Genomic DNA, 18,560 nt, shown 5'->3' with positions numbered 1-18,560 from the left:
GGCATGATTTTTGAGTGGGACAACCCGGACCTCCGCGCCGCCCGGATTCCAGGTCCGCCACGCCGTCCGTCGCCCGCGACGCCCGGTCTGGCGCGACGCCTTGGGTTCGGCGCGCCCGGACTCCGCCAACCCACCCGCACGCCATTCGGCGTTCAGCGGGATCAGGACGACTTTGCCCGGCGCAGCCCGGCAAGAGTCGCCATTCCCCGGCAGATTCTGCCCGGCGCCCCTTGCCCCATCGGGCCGGAACGCCCTCTCTTTGCCCGGAATCCAGGGAATGACAGGCCGCCGGGCAACTGGCACGCCTCCTGCAACACCCTTTTCGCCGGTCGGACGGTTCCGCCTGACCCCGTGTGAAGAATGAGGCCGCAAGATGGAAAATTCGATCTACGTCGCTCTGTCGCGCCAAATGGCCCTGCAACGGCAGCTTGAGGTAACGTCGAACAACATCGCGAACATGAACACGACCGGCTACAAGAACCAACGCATGCTGTTCACCGAATTCCTGGAAAAACCAGGCATGCACGAGAAGGTCAGCTTCGTTCAAGACCGCGCCGTGGTGCGTGATCTTTCGGTTGGCGGCATGACCCAGACGGGAAATCCGATGGATCTGGCGCTGACGGGGCATGGTTACTTCACAGTCGACACCGCCAGCGGCCCCCGATACACCCGCGCCGGGAATTTTCGCATGAACGATCAGCGCCAGATGGTGGATGGCGGCGGATTGCCGGTTCTGGCCGACAACGGCCAACCGATCACCCTGCCCGCCGGCACGTCCGACGTGAAGGTCAGCGGCGACGGCACCGTCTCCACCGAGCTTGGCCCGGTGGGCAAGCTGAACATCGTCACCTTCAAGAACGAACAGTTGATGACCGAAGTCGGCTCCGGCCTGTACGTCACCGACGAAGAGCCGCAGGCGGCCCCCGCCGACACGAAAGTGGCACAGGGATTGCTTGAAGGTTCCAACGTGAAGCCTGTTGTGGAGATGACCCAGATGATCGAGATCCAGCGCAACTACATGTCGGCGCAGAAGATGATCGAGAACGAGAATGATCGCATCCGCAACATGATTACCAAACTGGGCCGCACCGCCTAAACGCCGCCAGCAAAGAAGAGGAACACCACCATGCGCAGCCTCGCCATCGGCGCCACCGGCATGATCGCCCAGCAGCTCAACGTCGAAACCATCTCCAACAACATCGCCAACTCGACGACGACCGGCTTCAAGAAGCAACGTGCCGAATTTCAGGATCTGCTCTACCAAAACTTCCGCCGCATCGGCTCCACCTCGTCGGACGCGGGCACCGTGGTGCCGACCGGCGTGCAGATCGGCGCCGGCGTCCGGGTCGCCGCCGTGGCCCGCGTGCTGGAACAGGGCAACCTGAACATCACCGACAACAAGCTGGACGTCGCCATCAACGGGTCGGGTTATTTCCAGATCACGATGCCCAGCGGCGACACCGCCTACACCCGCGCCGGCAACTTCAAGCTGTCGCCCGAAGGCGTCATCGTCACCGCCGACGGCTATCCGGTGCAGCCCAACATCACCATCCCGACCAACGCCGTCGACGTGGCGATCAACCCGTCGGGCGAGGTTCTGGTGAAGCTCGACGGCCAGACCGCCACGCAGAATGTCGGCCAGATTCAGTTGGCCACCTTCGCCAACGCCGCCGGTCTGGAAGCCATCGGCGACAACCTGTTCCTGGAAACCGGCGCTTCGGGCCAGTCCGTGACCGGGAACCCCGGCGCCCCCGGCTTTGGCCGCGTCACCCAGGGCGCGCTGGAAACCTCCAACGTCAACGTGGTGCAGGAGATCACCACCCTCATCACCGCCCAGCGCGCGTATGAGATGAACTCCAAGATCATCAAGACGACCGACGAGATGATGCAGCAAGCCGGTCAGATGAAGTAACGCCGCCGCCCCAACGCTCTGACACCAGGAACCGCCGCCATGACCCGCACCCTGTCGATCCTCCTCCTCGGCGCCGCTCTGCTGACCGCCCCCGGCGTCGTCTCGTCCGCCGTCGCGTTGGAGCCGCCTGCGGTGGTTTATGGCGTGGCGCATGTGGAAGCGGCGCTGTCCGACGCGCTGTCCCGCGTGATTACGGTGGGCCGCCTGCAAATGGAGCTGGACACCCGCGCCATCGAGCTGCGCGCCCCGCAGGGCGCTGGCAGCCTGGCTGTGGAAAACCTCTACTACAACCCGGTTCAGGGCCGCTTCGCCGCCGAGATCGTCGTCGCCAACACCCACCCGGTGGTGCGCCTGCCCATCGCGGGCCGCGCCTTCGGCGTGGTCCAGGTGCCGGTGCTGGTCCGCCGCGTCGTTCCCGGCGACATGATCGGCCCCGGCGACATTGACTGGCAGGATGTTCGCGCAGACCAAACCAGCAGCGACACCGCCGCCACCGACGCCCAACTCATCGGCATGACGCCCAAGCGCGGCGTGTCCACCAACCAGCCCGTCCGGCTGCGCGATCTGCAATCGCCGCGCATCGTCGACAAGGGCGCCATCGTCCTCATCACGCTGACGACCGGCGTCTTGTCGCTGACCACCCAGGGCAAGGCCCTGCAAGACGGTGGTCGCGGCGACGTGATCCGCGTCGTCAACACCCAATCCAACCGCATCGTCGAAGCGACGGTGGCGGGCCCCAACCTGGTCGCCGTGGCAAAGCCCGGCATCGCCTCGAACTAAGGAGAAAGCTCCCATGACGACCACCAAGACCGCCGCCGCCAAGACCGCCCTGCGTCTGGTTCTGATCGCCGCCGCCGCCGCGTCGCTGACCGCCTGCAACGCCGCGTCGCGCATTGGCGACATCGGCAAGGCCCCGGAAATGAGCCAAATCCAGGATCCCCAGGCCAAAAACGGGTATCAGCCGGTCAGCCTGCCGATGCCGACGCCGCTGCCGACCGAGCGCAATCCGAACTCGCTGTGGCGGACCGGAGCCAAGGCCTTCTTCAAGGATCAGCGCGCCAACAAGGTTGGCGACATCCTGACCATCAACATCGCCATCGACGATCAGGCCAAGCTGGCCAACGAAAGCAAGCGGTCGCGCGCCAACTCCGACAAGGCCGGGATGCCGAACCTGTTCGGTCTGGAAGCCGGCACGCTGAACCGCGTCCTGCCCGCCGGCGCTTCCGCCTCCAGCCTGGTCGATCTGTCCAGCTCGACCGCCAACGACGGCAAGGGGTCGGTGGACCGCACCGAAAAGATTGTGCTGAAGGTCGCCGCCCTGGTCACGCAAACCCTGCCAAACGGCAACCTGGTCATCCAGGGGCATCAAGAGGTGCGCGTGAACTACGAACTGCGCGACCTGCAAATCACCGGCGTGATCCGGCCCGAAGACATCACCGCCCAGAACACCTTGAGCTACGAGAAGATCGCCGAGGCGCGCATCTCCTACGGCGGGCGCGGTCAGATCACCGACGTCCAGCAGCCGCGCTACGGCCAGCAGCTCTACGACATCATCATGCCGTTCTGATAAGGGAACTGTCGGATCGCCGTCACGGGCAAGGGGGGCTGGAAACAGCCCCCTGTTCGTCGTTGCGCTCTCCCCCGGTCATTCTTGCCGGGCGGCGGCTTCTGCCGGGCTGATTCCGACCAACGTCAGAGGGCCATGTCCCTCCCCTTGTCCCATCGCGACATCCCATGGCCCCTTTACAGCCGGACGAATCGAATCAACCATCAAGGGAGTTTTCTTGACAAAAATCCCGATAACGGCACGCCACCGCAACGGACTCCCATGATGATCGATCAACAGCCATCCGCTTTCTATGTTTTGAACTGCATCCCTTCCCGCGATCCTCAGCGCGATTGGTCGTGGCAAGCGGCGCTGGACGCCGGGACGGTCCAGGCGCTGTCTTCCAGCGCGCTGCCGGACTCGGTCGATCTGCGCGCGCCCGCCTGGACGATCAGCAACCAGGGACAGACCGGGGCCTGCGTCGGATTCGCCACGGCGGACGGGCTGCTGCGCTATCACTTCACCCAAAAGGGCGGCATCGGCTTTGACACCCATTTGTCGCCGCGCTTCATCTGGATGGCCGACAAGGAAACCGACACGCTGACCAGCTACCCCACCACCTTCATCGAACAGGAAGGGACCGAGGTGAAACGGGCGCTCGACATCGCCCGGCAATATGGCTGCGCGCTGGAAGCCGATTTGCCGCTGCACGGGCCGTTGTGGCAGGGGACGGCGCAGGATTTCTACACCAAGGCGGCGCGCTTCAAGATTCGCAGCTACCACAATCTCGGCGTCAATCTGACGGTCTGGCGGAAATGGCTGGCGACCAACGGGCCGATCATCACCCGTCTGGCCGTCGATTCGGCCTGGATGAACGCGGGACCGGACGGCGAGCTGGAGCGCTACCGCCGCGAAACGGCGGGCGGCGGCCACGCGGTCTGCGTGGTCGGCTATCGCCGCGACGGAACCTTCATCATCCGCAACAGTTGGAGCGAAAAGTGGGGCGACAAGGGCTTCGCCTACGCCAGCGCCGACTACATCAAGGCGGGCTTCAGCGAAGGCTACGGGATCATCGTCTGAACAAAGGCGGCTTTGGACAGGGAAAAGCGCGCGGGGGACGCCCCCCGCGCGCTGTGTTCCTGACGTCTGACCGACGCGTGAGCGACGGTCAATCGTCGCGCTGCGTGCGCTCCATCCGCTCGTGACGCTCCTGCGCCTCAAGGCTCAGCGTCGCGATCGGGCGGGCGTCGAGGCGGCGGACCGAAATCGGATCCCCCGTCTCCTCGCAATAGCCAAAGCTGCCATCGGCGATCCGGCCCAACGCGGCGTCGATCTTGGAGATCAACTTGCGTTCGCGGTCGCGGGTGCGCAATTCCAGGGCGCGGTCGGTTTCCGCCGACGCGCGGTCGGCGATGTCCGGTTCCTGGATCCCGCCTTCCTGGAGGCTGTTCAACGTCTCAGTGGATTCGGCCAGCAGCTCGGCGCGCCAGCGCACCAGCTTCTGGCGGAAATACTCCACCATGGTCGGGTTCATGAACTCCTCGTCTTCCGACGGGGAGTAGTTCTGAGGCAGCGTCGACGACGTCATCCGAAAGCATCCAGCGCGAAAAGGGGTGATCCGGGCGGCGCGGAGTATAGGCAGGCGAGGCCGGGACCGCAACCCTATGGTTGGCCCCGGCAACAGCCAAACAAACCCTTGGAATAAAAAAGAATTGCGCCCATTTTCCGGGAAGCCTCGCCAACCTCCCCATCTCCGGACGGGTCAAACGGCCCGCCAGCGAACGGCGTGGGGGCGCTGACGGAGTTCTTCCAGAGACCTCCGAACCGCCAACATGTCACAAATATGGATCAGGAGGTCAGCTTGGCCAGTTCGACCTGGGCGCGGAGGTCGATTTCGTCGAGGATTTCGGCAAGGTCCGGATCATCGACCTGAGCGCGGCGGGATTGCACCACCTTGGCCAACTCCACCAGCCTCTGACTGGACAGGGTGCCGGACAACAGGCCGTGCTGGATTTCCTCCAGCTTGTCCAGCATCTCTTCCGCGCGCATCTTGCCGCGCGAGGCCCGCGCGGTCGCGTCGTCGGTGGCGTCCACCTCTTGCAACGCCAGCACGCCGCTGACCCCGCTCATCGACGCGGTGGCGGACACGCCATGGGCGGTGTTGGTCTCGCTGACCAATTGCTTGGAGAACGCGGCGCCGGACGCGCTGTCGGCCTTGCCGGTCCGGCGAACCGTACCGCTGCCGCGTGTTTTTCCGGTGCCTTCGACTTTCATGATCCGTGCGACCGTTTGCAAGAAGGGGACGCGGCCAACGCGCGTACCTTAGATGGGCCAACCTTAACACCCGGTCAAGCCTTGCCGCAATCGGGCAAAAATTGCCGCCTGAGCGTGACAAAAGCGCTCCAACGCTCATCTTTTCGATCATTCCTTAGGGCAAAGCCCAGAATCTTCCGTGTTGGCACGGCGTTTGTATGGATGAACGCGCCCGTTCAGGAGTGCCCGCGTCATGACATCCGCCCCCCTCGCCTTTCTTCGCCGCGCCGCCGCGCTTGCCGCCGTCGCCCTGCTGTTGACGGCGACGTTGCCCGCCGCGCCGGTGGAAGCCGCCTCGGCCCGTATCAAGGATGTCGTCGATGTCGAGGGCGTCCGTGACAACATGCTGATCGGTTACGGCCTGGTCGTCGGCCTGAACGGCACCGGCGACAGCCTGAACAACTCGCCCTTCACCGAACAAAGCCTGACCGGCATGCTGGAACGGATGGGCGTGAACACGCGCGGCACCAACATGCGCACCAAGAACGTGGCGGCGGTGATGGTGACGGGCACGCTTCAGGCCTACGCCGCGCAGGGCACGCGGATCGACGTCACCGTCTCGGCGATGGGCGACAGCAAAAGCCTGCTGGGCGGCACCTTGCTCGTCACCCCGCTGATGGGCGCCGACGGCGAGGTCTACGCCGTGGCGCAAGGCCCCATCGCCGTTTCCGGCTTCTCGGCCCAAGGCCAGGGGGCCAGCGTGACGCGCGGCGTGCCGACCGCCGGGCGCATCTCCTCCGGCGCCATCGTCGAGCGCGAGATTCAGTTCTCGCTGGCCGAACTGCCGGTTCTGCGCCTGTCCCTGCGCAACCCCGATTTCACCACGGCCCAGCGGGTCGCCACCGCCATCAACATCCAGCTTCGCGGCAACCGCGCCCAGGCGACCGACCCGTCGTCGGTGCTGCTGACGGTGCCCGAGGCCCGGCGCGGCGACGTCGTCGGCCTCATCACTGAGATCGAACAGCTCCGCGTCACCCCCGATCAGGTCGCCCGCGTCGTCGTCGATGAGAAATCCGGCGTCATCGTCATGGGCGAGAATGTCCGCATCTCCACCGTCGCCATCGCTCAGGGCAACCTGACCATCCGCATCACCGAGACTCCGCAGGTCAGCCAGCCCGGCCCCTTCAGCCAGGGGCAGACCGCCGTGGTGCCGCGCACCGACATCCAGGTGGACGAACAATCCAACAATCGCCTCGCCGTGATGAATTCCGGGGTGACGTTGCAGGAGTTGGTACAATCCTTGAATGCTCTGGGTGTGGGACCACGGGACATGATCGCCATTCTTCAGTCGATCAAGGCCGCCGGCGCCCTGCAAGCCGAGATCGAGGTGATATGATGGACCTGACCCCCGCCCTTCCCACCGCCGCCGCGCCGCGCCTGCCGACGTTGATCGAGCGGGCCAAGGCCGAGGGGTTCGGCGTCCGCACCGAGGCGAAAGTTTCCGATCTGGAAGCCAAAATCGCCCCGGCAAAGCTTGCCCAGATCCGCAAATCCGCCAACGAGTTCGAGAATGTCTTCGTCTCGCAGATGCTCGGCCACATGTTCGACGGCATCGGCACCGACGAAACGTTCGGCGGCGGACGCGGCGAGGAAATGTTCAAGCCGATGCTGATCGAGCAGTTCGGCAAACAGATGACCCAGCGCGGCGGTTTCGGCATCGCCAACCAAGTCTACCACGAGCTTCTTCGCGCCCAGGAGGCCAACCATGGATAAGGTCGACGTCCGTTTCCCCCAGCCCGCCAAGACCCCGCCGTCCAACCTGCCGAAGAACGCGCTGGAGCGCGCGACCGCGCTGGTCACGTTGATGGCCCGCATGACCAGCCTGTTGAAACAGGAAACCGCCGCCGTCCAGGCCCGGCGCCCAACCAAAGAGCTGGCGCAGTTCGCCAAGGACAAGCAACCGATGTCGCTGGTTTATGAGGACATTTCCCGCACCCTGCGCGTTGACCGCGACGGCATGCGCAACCTGCCCGACGAGTTGAAGGCCTCGCTGAAAGAGGCCGCGACCGCCCTGTACGCCGCCTCGGCGGAAAACGCCGAAGCGCTGCGTCTGGGCGGCATCGCGCAGAAGATCATCGTCGACACCGTGGTCGGCGCCGTCACCAAGGCGCAAAAGGCCCCGACCACCGCCTACGCCGCGCACATGGGCGGTGGGCGCGGCTACACCCCGCCGCCCAGCGGCACGCGCGCCTCGGCGACGCTCAACACCCGGCTTTGACGCGCGCCCGCGCGTCGTGACGTCCTCCATCCGAACTTCCCGAACGCTTTCGGGGGCCGCTCCGCAACGAGCGGCCCTTTTTTCCTTGAGGGTCTTGCTTGGGCCGCGTCTGCGGTTTGCGGCAAGAAGCGCCGTCACCCGGCGAATTTTGCCGATCTTTCAGGCCGGAACTGCCGAGCGCTTCGTCCACCACCGCCCGCCCCACCGACCCCGCCCGCCTGTTTTCTGCGCCGCGCCCCGTGTCTTTCTGTTGGCCCACCTGTTGCATTGACCCAATGCGTCCAGCCGTCTTGAGGGATCGTCCCATGGAAATCCAATCCAACATCTCCGCCGCCTCCCTGTTCGAGGGGCTGTCCCAGTCCCAAACGCAAGGGACCGGGACCAAGGACGACGCCTTTTCCAAGATGATGGACCGCATGATAAGCGACTCCATCGACCGCAAGCGCGCGCAAGCCAAAGACGACGCCAAAGAGGCTCAGGCCGCGCGGGCCGAGGCCAAGCGGCAGCAGGCTCCGGTGCGCGCCGAGCGCCCGCGCCTTGACGCCGCGCCGCCGCCGCGCCAGGCCGAGAAAACCGAACCGCCTCCCGCCCGCAGCGAGACCGCCGAGGCGAAGCCCGCCCCGCGCGACGACGCCAAGAACACGGTGCGCGCCAAGGACGACGCGCCGCCGCGCAAAGCCACCGCCGCGAAGACCGACAAACCCGCCGCCAAGGACGGCGCCGCCGCGCCCAGCGCCGACAAGACCACAGCGGACGCCGTCAGCGCCAAGGACGGCGCGACCGACGAGGACGCGACCGTCGCCGCGACCGAGACGGACGCGACCGGGGGAACCGATGGCGATCCCGCGTCCGACGGTCAGGCCGCCGACGCCGCCCCGTCCGACACGACCACGGTGATCGACGCGACGCTGACCGTCACCGAAACCGTCGTCGAAATCGTCACCCCGACCAGCGACACCCTGCTGGCCAGCTTGCAACTGAGCGGCCTCGCCACCCAGCAAACCGCTCCGAAGACCGACGCGGACGCCGCAGCCGCATCAGCCGCAGCCGCGCAAGGCGGCGCGACGGCGGCGGCGGGAACCGACCCGGCGGCGCAATTGGCCGCCCGTCTGGCCCAGGCGCAGCACGCGGCGGCGACCGCCGGTCAAACCGCCGCCTCCCCCAACGCCGCAACCGATCCGAACGGGCAAAGCAAGGACGCGAAGGCCAGCGCGGGCGAGACACCGCTCGACCCGGCAAAACTCTTGGCTGAAGACGCCGCCCCGACCGCAACGGGCGGCGACGCCGCCACCCAGGCGTTGCCCAGCGATGACGACGGCGCCATCCCGGCCAGCTTTGCCGACCTGATCGCCGCCGCCAAGGCCAAGATGGGCGACAAGGCGGGCGGCAAGACCGCCGGCGGCGACGCCGGATCCGGCAAGAACGATGGCCAACCGCAAGCGCAAGCCGCCGCTCTCCAGGCCGTCGCCCCACCGCCCCCCGGCCTTGAGGCGCTGAAGACCACGGCGGACAGCCAAGCCGTCGGCGCGCTGACCGGCGCAACCGCCGCCGCCGCGACAACCGAGACGGCCAGCGCCCATGCGGGAACCGCCGCCCAGACCCACGCCGCCTTGGCCGCCATGGAGGCGCCGCGCGCCGCCGCGCAGATCGACATGACCCAGGCGGCGGCCAGCCTCCGTCCCTCGCGCGGGACCGCCGGAACGCCGCTGGGGGTTCCCGATCAGGTCGCCGTACACATCAAGAAAAACGTCGCCGACGACGTCGATCAATTCACCATCAACCTGCACCCCGCCGAATTGGGCCGCATCGACATCAAGCTGGACATCGGCGCCGATGGCCGGGTCAACGCGATGGTCGCGGTGGAAAAGGCGCAAACGCTGGAGCTGTTGCAACGCGACAGCCGTGGTTTGGAACGCGCCTTGCAAGACGCCGGTCTGCAAACCGACTCCAACAGCCTGAATTTCAGCCTGCGCGGGGACGGCAACCAATCCCAGGGGGACGGCAACGGCAATGGATCGGGAAAACGCGGGCGCGGCCTGCGGGGCGGGGCGGGCGACGAGGCTGATCCCGGCCAATCCGCCGCCTACACCGTGACGGTCGGCGACGGCCGACTGGACATTCGGGCCTAAGCCAGCGTCTTCTCTTCCCCATTCGGCCCAACCGGCCTTTCGAGCCTGCAAGGACATCCGCCATGGCCACCAGCGACCTGACCATCAACCAGTTCGGCACCGCGTCGGGCACCAAGTCCACCGGCTCGAAGACCGTCACCAGCAACACCCCCACCAGCGACGAGGCGAAGACGGAGGCGGCCACCAAGGGTTTGGGCGACAATTTCCAAACCTTCCTGACCATGCTGACCACCCAGATGAAAAACCAGGATCCGTTGAAGCCGATGGACACGAACGACATGACCAAGCAGTTGGTCGAGTTCGCCAACGTCGAGCAGAACATCGGCACCAACAGCCGCCTGGACAAATTGCTGAAGCTGCAAGGGTCGAGCACCGCCTCGACCAACCTCGCCTATCTCAACCGCACGGTGGCCTTCAAGGGCGAGGCCTTCCAATACACCCAGGGCATGACCCAGGCGCCGCTGGCTTATGAACTGGACACCGCCGCCAAGTCAGTGCGCGTCGACATCCAGGACGCGCAAGGCCGCACCGTCCGCTCGCTGGTCGGCGACACCTCGGCGGGAACCAAGCATCTCGTCAATTGGGACTTCAAGGACGACAGCGGCAACGCGGTGCAGCCCGGCGCCTACAAGATCAACGTCGCCCCGACCAGCGCCCAAAAGGACGCGACCATCAAGGCCACCACCTACACCTTTGGCACGGTGTCCGGCATCGGCAACGACAAGAATGGCGAAACCGTTCTGAGCATCAACAGCAACGAAGTGCCGCTGTCCAGCATCACCACGGTGTATTGAGGCCCCTGCCTGTCTTTCCGTCCCCACGATGGCGGCTCCCACGGCGATGATCCGGGAGCCGCCATCGTCGTTTTTGGGACCGCGAACAGGCCGTCGCGCCCGTGCCGCCCCGCTCTTCGTGAAATCTCTTTCACCTTCCGCAAACCCCGCACGCGCGCCTTGACCGGGCCATGGCTCGGGAGTAGACGGAAACCAACGTCACCGCATCATCGGCTGGCGCGCGTGTGTTCGCGATGAGCGCGGCCACGCCCACCACCCAAAAAGGCAAGAGATGGACAGCCCCAGTAGTCGACCTCGACCCAACATTTCGACGACGCTGATTCTGGGCTGACCTGCCGACAGGTCCACCCCGGTCGGCGTTGTCGCCGAACCGAACGCAGGTGGACCTTGGTGACTCTTTCACTCACCATTCGATTCCCCGTGCGCCCGTTGCGTTTCCGCACCGGGCTGCGCGGCGTGTCGCGCGAGCCGACTCCGCGAAGTCGCTGATTCATCCCCACTTTCCGTAAAGCGGTTCCCGCGCGGGGACCGCCTTCGCCACGCTTTGCCAAGCGAATCCCCGGATGGGGGAGTCGCGGGATGGGTTGGTCATGGTTTGGATACACACAAGCGTCTCGGTCAAGGCCGCCGACGCCACCCCCAACCGTTGGGACGTTCTGGCTTTGCCGCTGGTCATCGGCCTGCTGGCTCTGGTCGCCATCGGCGGCCATCAAATGGCGGCTCCGCTGGACAGCATCGCCACCACGCCGGTGGTTCTCGATCCCTGGATGCTGCCGGAATACGCCCTGCGTTCGACCTTGCGGATGCTGGCGGCGATGGCGGCGTCGCTGGTCTTCACCTTCACCTACGCCACGCTGGCGGCGAAAAGCCGCCGGGCGGGGATGCTGCTGATTCCGGTGCTGGACGTGCTCCAATCAGTGCCGGTGCTGGGCTACATCTCCTTCACCGTCGTTTTCTTTCTGGGGCTGTTTCCCGGCAGCGTGATGGGCGCGGAATGCGCCGCCATCTTCGCCATCTTCACCAGCCAAGCCTGGAACATGGCCTTCAGCTTTTACCAGTCGCTGCGCACCGTGCCGCGCGATCTGGACGAGGTGGCCGACGGTTTCGGTTTTTCCGGCTGGCAACGTTTCTGGACGCTTGAAGCCCCCTACGCCGCGCCCGGTTTGGTGTGGAACATGATGATGTCGATGTCCGGCGGCTGGTTCTTCGTCGTCGCGTCCGAAGCGATCACCGTGGGCGACCAGACCATCACCCTGCCCGGCGTCGGATCCTATCTGGCCGAGGCCATCGCCCAGCAGCGGTTGGACGCCGTCGGCTGGGCGGTGCTGGCGATGCTGCTGGTCATTCTGGCCTACGACCAACTGCTGTTCCGCCCCTTGGTCGCCTGGGCCGCCAAGTTCCGCGTCGAGTTGACCGGGTCGCAGGAGTCGCCGGAATCCTGGCTGCTCGACCTGTACCAGCGCACCCGTTTCTTCCGCGCCCTCTTCGCCCCGCTCGACGCGCTGATCGGACGGGCGATCTGGTGGCGGTTGGCGCTGCCCCGCGCTTTGAACGTCGGGACAGCCGCCCGCCCGTTGACCCGCTGGCTGGACCGCGTTCCGGCGCGGTGGGTGGATGGCGCGTGGTACGCCACGCTGGCGGTCGTCGGGCTGTATTGCGGCTGGTCGATGCTGTCCTTCATCGCCTCCGGCGCGGATTGGAGCGACGTCGGCCTCGCTTTCCTGCTGGGTGGGGCGACGCTGCTGCGGGTGGTGGTTCTGATCGCCGTGGCGTCGCTGATCTGGGTTCCGCTGGGCATCCTGATCGGGCTGCGGCCCCGGCTGGCCGAAGCGGTGCAGCCCGCCGCCCAGTTCCTCGCCGCCTTTCCGGCCAATCTGCTGTTTCCGGTCGCCGTCGTGCTGATCGTCCGTTTCGACCTGAACCCGGACGTCTGGCTCAGCCCGCTGATGATCCTGGGCACCCAATGGTACATCCTGTTCAACGTCATCGCCGGAGCCGCCGCCTTCCCCAGCGATCTGAAGGAGGCCGCCGCCAACTTCCGCATCCGGGGTTGGCAATGGTGGCGCGACGTGATGCTGCCCGGCGTGTTCCCCTATTACGTCACCGGCGCCGTCACCGCGTCGGGCGGGTCGTGGAACGCCAGCATCGTCGCCGAGGCCGTCCGCTGGGGCGACACCACGCTCACCGCCCATGGGCTGGGCCGCTACATCGCCCAAGCCACCGCCGAGGGCGATTACCCCCGCATCGTGCTGGGCATCGCCGTGATGGCTCTGTTCGTCACCCTGTTCAACCGTTTGCTGTGGCGTCCACTGTACGCCTTCGCCGAACGCCGCCTGCGCCTCGCCTGAGAAGAGGGACATCGTCATGCTGAACACCGTCAACACCACCATTTTCGAGCTGAACGGCGTCCGTCAGGCCTACCCGAAACCGTCGGGCCAGGAGTATGTCGTTCTCGACGACGTCGATCTGACCCTGAAGGACGGCGAGATCGTCGGGCTGCTTGGGCGCTCCGGCTCTGGGAAATCCACCCTGCTGCGCATCGTCGCCGGGCTGGTTCGCCCGACCTCCGGCAATGTTCGCCACCATGGCGCGCCGGTCAGCGGCCCGACCAACGGGGTGGCGATGGTCTTTCAGACCTTCGCCCTGTTTCCCTGGCTGACCGTCTGGGAAAATGTCATGGCCGGACTGAAGGCCAAGGGCGTTCCAACCAAAGAGGCCGAGGCGCGGGCCGAGGAGGCCATCGACCTGATCGGCCTGTCCGGCTTTGAATCGGCTTACCCAAAGGAACTGTCGGGCGGCATGCGCCAGCGCGTCGGCTTCGCCCGCGCGCTGGTCGTCCACCCGGAAATCCTGCTGATGGACGAACCGTTTTCGGCGCTGGACGTGCTGACGGCGGAAACGCTGCGCACCGACCTGCTCGATCTGTGGATGGAGCGGCGCCTCCCGATCAAGTCGATCCTGATGGTGACGCACAACATTGAAGAAGCGGTGCTGATGTGCGACCGCATCCTGGTTTTCTCCTCCAACCCCGGTCGGGTGGCGGCGGAAATCCGGGTCGAGCTGCCCCACCCGCGCAACCGGCTGGAGCCGGATTTCCGCGCGCTGGTCGATGACATCTATGGCCTGATGACCGCGCGCAAACCCCTGCCGCCGCTGGCGTCCCCCACCGCCAAACGGCCCCCGGCGCACGCCGAGCCGATGGTGCAGGTCTCCACCAATCTGCTGGCCGGGTTGCTGGAAACGCTGGCCTCCCCGGCCTATCACGGCAAGGCCGACCTGCCGCACCTCGCCTCGGCCTTCCAGCACGAGATCGACGATCTGTTCCCGATCGCCGAGGCGTTGCAAACGCTGGGCTTCGCCGAGGTGGCGGAGGGCGACATCCACCTGACCGAACCGGGCCGCCTGTTCGCCGAATCCGGGGTGGAGGACCGCAAGCGCCTGTTCGCCGAGCATCTGGTCCTGCGCGTGCCGTTGGCCGCCCACATCCACGCCGCCCTCAAACAGGCCCCCAACCACCGGCTGCCCGCCGACCATGTCCTTGCGGAACTGACCGCCCACATGAGCGACGGCTACGCCGACGAGACCCTGCGGGCCGTGACCAGTTGGGCGCGCTACGCCGAGCTGTTCACCTACGACGACGAAAGCGAAAGCTTCGGCTTCGAGGACGCCGAGTAACCCACCACGCCGCCGGTCGGAAGGCGCGCAACCCGCGCGCCTTCCCATGTCGTTTGTGTGCATGTTCATTGCCGAAGCCGCGCAAGCCTGTTGCGCTCAGAAATTCGTTAACCGTATCGTTTAGGCATTTGTTAAGCGCCTACCCCTAAAGTGACCGTCGGAATTGTGGAACGCACAGTTTGGGTTGGAGCGTCCGCGCATGACACTCATCGAACACGCCTCCGGTGATCGCGGCCTTGAAACCGGCCAAGATGCGACCGACGGGTCGACGGTTGTTGGTCCAGAGGGGCATCCCATGACTGAAAATGATCTTCCCCCCCCCAACACCAAGCGTTGGGTCATGCGCCGCAAGGCGGAGGTCGTCACCGGGGTGCGATCCGGCCTCATCAGTCTGGAAGAGGCCTGCCGCCGCTACACCCTGTCGGTGGAAGAGTTCCTGTCTTGGCAACGTCTGATCGACAGCCACGGCCTGCGCGGCCTGCGGGCGACTCGGCTGCAAGATTACCGTGACGGTTCGTTGCCGGATCGCTCGCGCATCGACGCCGCCGAGTAAACAGCGCCGCCGCGACGGTCAGGCGTTCTCGCCACAGGCCGCGTCGATCAACGCCGCCGCCGCTGACGCCACGGCGTTTGCGTCGCCATCGACGCCCAGCGTTTGCCCCGCCGAATAGGCCCCCTCCATCAACACCTGAAGATGCGCGGCCAGACGGTCGGGGTCCGCCGCTCCCGCCGCCGCCGCAAGCGCGCGCAACCGTTCGCGCACCGCCCGCTTTTGCGCCAACGCCAGCGCCCGCGCCGGGTTGGCCGGGTCGCGCAACTCCGCCGCCGCGTTGGCGAAGGGGCAGCCCTGAAACTCCGGATGGGCGATCCAATGGCTGAGCGCCACGAACAGCCCCTTCAGCAGCCCTTTCGGATCGTCGGGATGGCGCGCCGCCATCCGGTCCCACCAACGGGCGTGCGCCTGCGCGCTGCGTTCCAGATAGGCGCAAACCAGATCATCCTTGGACGCGAAATTGCGGTAGAGGCTCATCTTGGCGACGCCGGATTGGGCGATGACGGTGTCGATGCCGACCGCGCGAATGCCATCGCGGTAAAAAAGCTCCGCCGCCGCGTCCAAAATACGCTCGCGCGCCGATTTGCGCGGTTCCGCCATCCTCGGCTTCGTCTCGTCCATGCCCCGCCCTCAGCCGCTTGACCATCCCCCGACATCGGCGGATTGACAATGATACAGACCTGTCTCTATCCTGCGCTCATGAGACAGAACGGTCTCCATCATAATCGCCAAACGCGCCGAAAGGAACCAGGGGGATGCGCTATTTCGACGATCTGAGCGTGGGGGACCGCTTCACCGGCGGCCCGCTGACCGTCAGCGAGGAGGAGATCATCGGCTTCGCCGGTCAGTTCGACCCCCAGCCCTTCCATCTGGACCCGACGGCGGCGAAAGCCACCCTGTTCGGCGGCTTGGCCGCCAGCGGCTGGCACACCGCCAGCCTGACGATGCGGATGATCGTCACCAGCGACGCCAAGCTGGCCGGCGGCTACATCGGCATGGGGGTGGACGCCGTCACCTGGCCGAAACCGACCCGCCCCGGCGACCAGTTGCGGATCGAGGGCGAGATTCTGGAAACCCGGCTCTCGGCCAAACGCCCGGAAAACGGCGTGGCCCGCGTGCGAATCGTCACGCTGAATCAAAAAGACGAGGTGGTGCAAACCCTGATCGCCAACCTGCTGGCCCCGACCCGCGTCAGTCTGGAAGAGCGGGCCTGATCCTGGTTGACGGGCATGGAAAGGCCGATGGGCGTGTCGCGCGCCCACCGGCCTTCCTCACACTCGTTTCAGGTCACTTTGGTTTGGTGACGCGTCACTCGTTCATTGACGCACGCCACACCCCAAGCAACCGCCCGCTCACCACATCGACGGTTCAACGCACACCGTCCGTCAGAGCGGCACACCAAACCCCGCCAAAAAACCAGCCGGAACCGGGTAAACGAACGCCGAAGCGCCAAAATTGGCGGTCGCATTTGTGCTGGTCGTGTTGTCGTGGTCTGTGACCGCCGCATACACTTGGCCTGTGATCCCGGACCAGAGGGGAGACGTGTTGGCCACCGGATCGCTTGCGCCAATCCAGACCCCGTTCAGCCCAACATGGAGACAACCATCCTTCAAGGCCAACTGATAGACATCGCCAACCTGTTTGACCGCCGACGCCACATTGTCGATGCTGATTCCGTTCCCACACCTGAAGATACGGGAGTCAACGGTGCGGCGAACGCCCCAGAAACCACTTCCATCATGCTTTCCGCCCCAAGTCGAGGTCGCGACGCCAAAGGTTTCGCTGTTTGTGTCGTCATTGCAACGCATTTCCCAATAATATCCCGCCGTCGTGTTGACAAGAACTGAGGCGACGGATCGGACATAACAATTCTCGTCGGCTGGAGCATTGGTCGTATGGACCGTCAGGTTCGCATCCGACAACGTGACATCAACTCCTTTGTCCAAGGGATTCCACGCGGTCGGCATGACAAGGCCCTCAGACCCCATCACCTGCGAAAGGATCATGTCAATCTGCATCATGCTTTGATGTCCTTGCGCAGGATGACTTCGTAATTCGAGTCCGTGCCGATGAAGATCAACCGATCAAGACCCGACGTGGTGAAGGACAGCGACGCGCCGTTCGCCGTTTTCTTTCCCGCCGAAAAGGTGATGGTGGCGGTCCCGGCGTTGGTCAGGTCGAGGATGCCGACGCCGCCATTGGCCGGGAAAACCGGAATGATCTTGCGGTTGCCGGTGACGCTGTGGGTCGCCTGATGGCCGGTGCGGAAATCCACCGTCAGTTCGTTGGGGGTGAGGCTGGTGTTCAAGGACGGCGTCACCGCTTTCAGCGCGCCGTTGTAAGCCGCGTTGCCGCCCAGATTCTGATCGCCGGTGAACTGGTTGCCCGCCAGCGACGCTTTGCCGTCCAGAGCCGTTTGCAGGCCGGTCGTGTCCGACACCGTGTGGGTGTGGACCGACGGCGCGAAGGTCGTGGGCTTGTTGGTGATGCCCTCCCAATCGGTCGTCCCACTCGGTCCAACCGGCCCCTGCGGTCCCGTCGGTCCGATCGGCCCCTGAACGCCGGTGTCGCCCTTGTCGCCCTGAACGCCCTGCGCGCCTTGAGGACCCGTCAAACCAATCGTCCCCTGGGCGCCGACGTCGCCCTGCACACCCTGAACGCCCTGCGCGCCCTGAGGACCCGTCAAACCAATCGGCCCCTGGGCGCCGACGTCGCCCTTCACGCCCTGAACGCCCTGCGCGCCTTGAGGTCCCGTCAGACCAATCGGCCCCTGTGCGCCAGTGTCGCCCTTCACGCCTTGCGGGCCGGGGGCGCCGATTGGGCCGCTGAGCACCACATGCCACGCGGACGGGGTGCCGCCGCCATAGGTCTCCATCACGTCGAAGGTCAGCGCGCCGCTCAAGGGGTTGTAATCAACCACCGTGCCCGCCATCGCGTTGGCTGGGTTGGCCGCGTCGGTGGCAAGCACCCACATCGACGGCTCAAAGCCCATTTCCGTGTCGATCACCAAAGCCTTGGTGCCGACGCCGATCGCCACGGTGTGGGTCGCGGACTCGGAGCTGAGCAGGCCATTGACCTTCACCGGCAGACCAAGCAATGCAATTGCGTTCTTGCTCACTGTTCTCTCCTTTTGAGCATGGGACGTCTGTGGCCGCGCGCTGAGGCGCCAGCCGGAAAGCCGTTCCATCGAAAGTGTGGGGGGGGGGGGTGACGCAGGCCGGTTCGGTTGTCCGATCCGACCGCTTGGTTGCGAGCGTTGAAGGTTCTGGAGCCTTCGACATTCGCAATAATAGGACTATATTCTTCTTTGGTGGCGGCAGCACTGGGTTTTTGAAAAACCCGCGCCAACCTGAACATACGGGTTTCGTCCGCCCCTTTTGCTGAACGGAGCAAAAGCCGATGGGCGCGTGACGCGCCCAT

The 18,560-nt window shown here is 65.5% G+C and carries 19 protein-coding genes; 14 read left to right on the top strand and 5 right to left on the bottom strand.

Features of this window, described 5'->3' with window-relative positions:
- The first annotated feature begins 373 nt into the window (after nt 1-373).
- The 5 genes from flgF to ACODS4_RS10960 all read left to right on the top strand — a co-directional run bounded on the left by flgF (nt 374) and on the right by ACODS4_RS10960 (nt 4,538).
- Nucleotides 374-1,096 carry a flagellar basal-body rod protein FlgF gene (gene flgF / locus ACODS4_RS10980; protein WP_488863499.1) on the top strand — a complete coding sequence of 241 codons (723 nt, stop codon included), beginning with the start codon at nt 374-376 and terminating at the stop codon, nt 1,094-1,096.
- Between the two features lie 30 nt (nt 1,097-1,126).
- Complete coding sequence (gene flgG, locus ACODS4_RS10975; RefSeq protein ID WP_488863497.1) at nt 1,127-1,912, top strand: flagellar basal-body rod protein FlgG; 786 nt, start codon at nt 1,127-1,129, stop codon at nt 1,910-1,912.
- Nucleotides 1,913-1,951: 39 nt separating this feature from the next.
- On the top strand, nt 1,952-2,692 hold the full coding sequence (flgA, locus tag ACODS4_RS10970; RefSeq protein WP_488863495.1) for a flagellar basal body P-ring formation chaperone FlgA: 741 nt from the start codon (nt 1,952-1,954) through the stop codon (nt 2,690-2,692).
- 13 nt (nt 2,693-2,705) lie between these two features.
- Nucleotides 2,706-3,479 (top strand): flagellar basal body L-ring protein FlgH, encoded by a 774-nt coding sequence (gene flgH, locus ACODS4_RS10965; protein ID WP_488863493.1) that lies wholly within the window; start codon nt 2,706-2,708, stop codon nt 3,477-3,479.
- Nucleotides 3,480-3,740: 261 nt separating this feature from the next.
- A complete protein-coding gene (locus ACODS4_RS10960; protein ID WP_488863491.1) occupies nt 3,741-4,538 on the top strand; it encodes a C1 family peptidase in 798 nt (265 codons plus the stop codon).
- Between the two features lie 88 nt (nt 4,539-4,626).
- On the opposite strand, the gene dksA is transcribed toward ACODS4_RS10960, so the two are convergent.
- Nucleotides 4,627-5,046 carry an RNA polymerase-binding protein DksA gene (gene dksA / locus ACODS4_RS10955; protein WP_488863490.1) on the bottom strand — a complete coding sequence of 140 codons (420 nt, stop codon included), beginning with the start codon at nt 5,044-5,046 and terminating at the stop codon, nt 4,627-4,629.
- Between the two features lie 260 nt (nt 5,047-5,306).
- On the bottom strand, nt 5,307-5,732 hold the full coding sequence (locus tag ACODS4_RS10950) for a flagellar assembly protein FliX (RefSeq protein WP_488863488.1): 426 nt from the start codon (nt 5,730-5,732) through the stop codon (nt 5,307-5,309).
- A gap of 232 nt (nt 5,733-5,964) precedes the next feature.
- Between ACODS4_RS10950 and ACODS4_RS10945 the strand changes: the two genes are divergently transcribed.
- The 8 genes from ACODS4_RS10945 to sciP all read left to right on the top strand — a co-directional run bounded on the left by ACODS4_RS10945 (nt 5,965) and on the right by sciP (nt 15,140).
- Nucleotides 5,965-7,107, top strand: coding sequence for a flagellar basal body P-ring protein FlgI (locus ACODS4_RS10945; protein WP_488863487.1), 1,143 nt, complete (start codon nt 5,965-5,967; stop codon nt 7,105-7,107).
- The gene (locus tag ACODS4_RS10940; protein WP_488863485.1) at nt 7,104-7,484 is read left to right on the top strand and encodes a rod-binding protein; all 381 of its coding nucleotides are present in this window, start codon (nt 7,104-7,106) and stop codon (nt 7,482-7,484) included. The genes ACODS4_RS10945 and ACODS4_RS10940 overlap by 4 nt, the downstream gene beginning before the upstream one ends.
- The gene (locus ACODS4_RS10935) at nt 7,477-7,989 is read left to right on the top strand and encodes a flagellar basal-body protein (protein WP_488863483.1); all 513 of its coding nucleotides are present in this window, start codon (nt 7,477-7,479) and stop codon (nt 7,987-7,989) included. The genes ACODS4_RS10940 and ACODS4_RS10935 overlap by 8 nt, the downstream gene beginning before the upstream one ends.
- 305 nt (nt 7,990-8,294) lie before the next feature.
- Complete coding sequence (locus tag ACODS4_RS10930; protein WP_488863481.1) at nt 8,295-10,118, top strand: flagellar hook-length control protein FliK; 1,824 nt, start codon at nt 8,295-8,297, stop codon at nt 10,116-10,118.
- A 62-nt stretch (nt 10,119-10,180) separates the two neighbouring features.
- Complete coding sequence (locus tag ACODS4_RS10925; protein WP_488863479.1) at nt 10,181-10,912, top strand: flagellar hook assembly protein FlgD; 732 nt, start codon at nt 10,181-10,183, stop codon at nt 10,910-10,912.
- Between the two features lie 590 nt (nt 10,913-11,502).
- On the top strand, nt 11,503-13,260 hold the full coding sequence (locus tag ACODS4_RS10920; protein ID WP_488863477.1) for an ABC transporter permease: 1,758 nt from the start codon (nt 11,503-11,505) through the stop codon (nt 13,258-13,260).
- A 16-nt stretch (nt 13,261-13,276) separates the two neighbouring features.
- Nucleotides 13,277-14,587, top strand: a complete 1,311-nt coding sequence (locus ACODS4_RS10915; protein WP_488863475.1) for an ABC transporter ATP-binding protein — start codon at nt 13,277-13,279, stop codon at nt 14,585-14,587.
- A 199-nt stretch (nt 14,588-14,786) separates the two neighbouring features.
- On the top strand, nt 14,787-15,140 hold the full coding sequence (sciP, locus tag ACODS4_RS10910; RefSeq protein ID WP_488863473.1) for a CtrA inhibitor SciP: 354 nt from the start codon (nt 14,787-14,789) through the stop codon (nt 15,138-15,140).
- A gap of 18 nt (nt 15,141-15,158) precedes the next feature.
- Here the strand turns inward: sciP and ACODS4_RS10905 are convergent, their stop codons facing one another.
- On the bottom strand, nt 15,159-15,761 hold the full coding sequence (locus ACODS4_RS10905) for a TetR/AcrR family transcriptional regulator (protein WP_488863471.1): 603 nt from the start codon (nt 15,759-15,761) through the stop codon (nt 15,159-15,161).
- A 134-nt stretch (nt 15,762-15,895) separates the two neighbouring features.
- On the opposite strand from ACODS4_RS10905, the gene ACODS4_RS10900 reads away from it, so the two are divergent.
- Nucleotides 15,896-16,354 carry a MaoC family dehydratase gene (locus ACODS4_RS10900; RefSeq protein ID WP_488863469.1) on the top strand — a complete coding sequence of 153 codons (459 nt, stop codon included), beginning with the start codon at nt 15,896-15,898 and terminating at the stop codon, nt 16,352-16,354.
- A gap of 171 nt (nt 16,355-16,525) precedes the next feature.
- Here the strand turns inward: ACODS4_RS10900 and ACODS4_RS10895 are convergent, their stop codons facing one another.
- Together ACODS4_RS10895 and ACODS4_RS10890 are read right to left on the bottom strand one after the other, a co-directional pair.
- The gene (locus tag ACODS4_RS10895) at nt 16,526-17,161 is read right to left on the bottom strand and encodes an SPRY domain-containing protein (protein WP_488863467.1); all 636 of its coding nucleotides are present in this window, start codon (nt 17,159-17,161) and stop codon (nt 16,526-16,528) included.
- Nucleotides 17,158-18,258 carry a hypothetical protein gene (locus ACODS4_RS10890; protein ID WP_488863465.1) on the bottom strand — a complete coding sequence of 367 codons (1,101 nt, stop codon included), beginning with the start codon at nt 18,256-18,258 and terminating at the stop codon, nt 17,158-17,160. Before ACODS4_RS10890 ends, ACODS4_RS10895 begins: the two co-directional genes overlap by 4 nt.
- Between the last annotated feature and the right edge of the window lie 302 nt (nt 18,259-18,560).

The organism is Azospirillum sp. FG154 (assembly GCF_057809575.1).
Note: the sequence above shows the minus strand (reverse complement) of the source record. Positions and strands in the feature narration are given on the sequence as shown.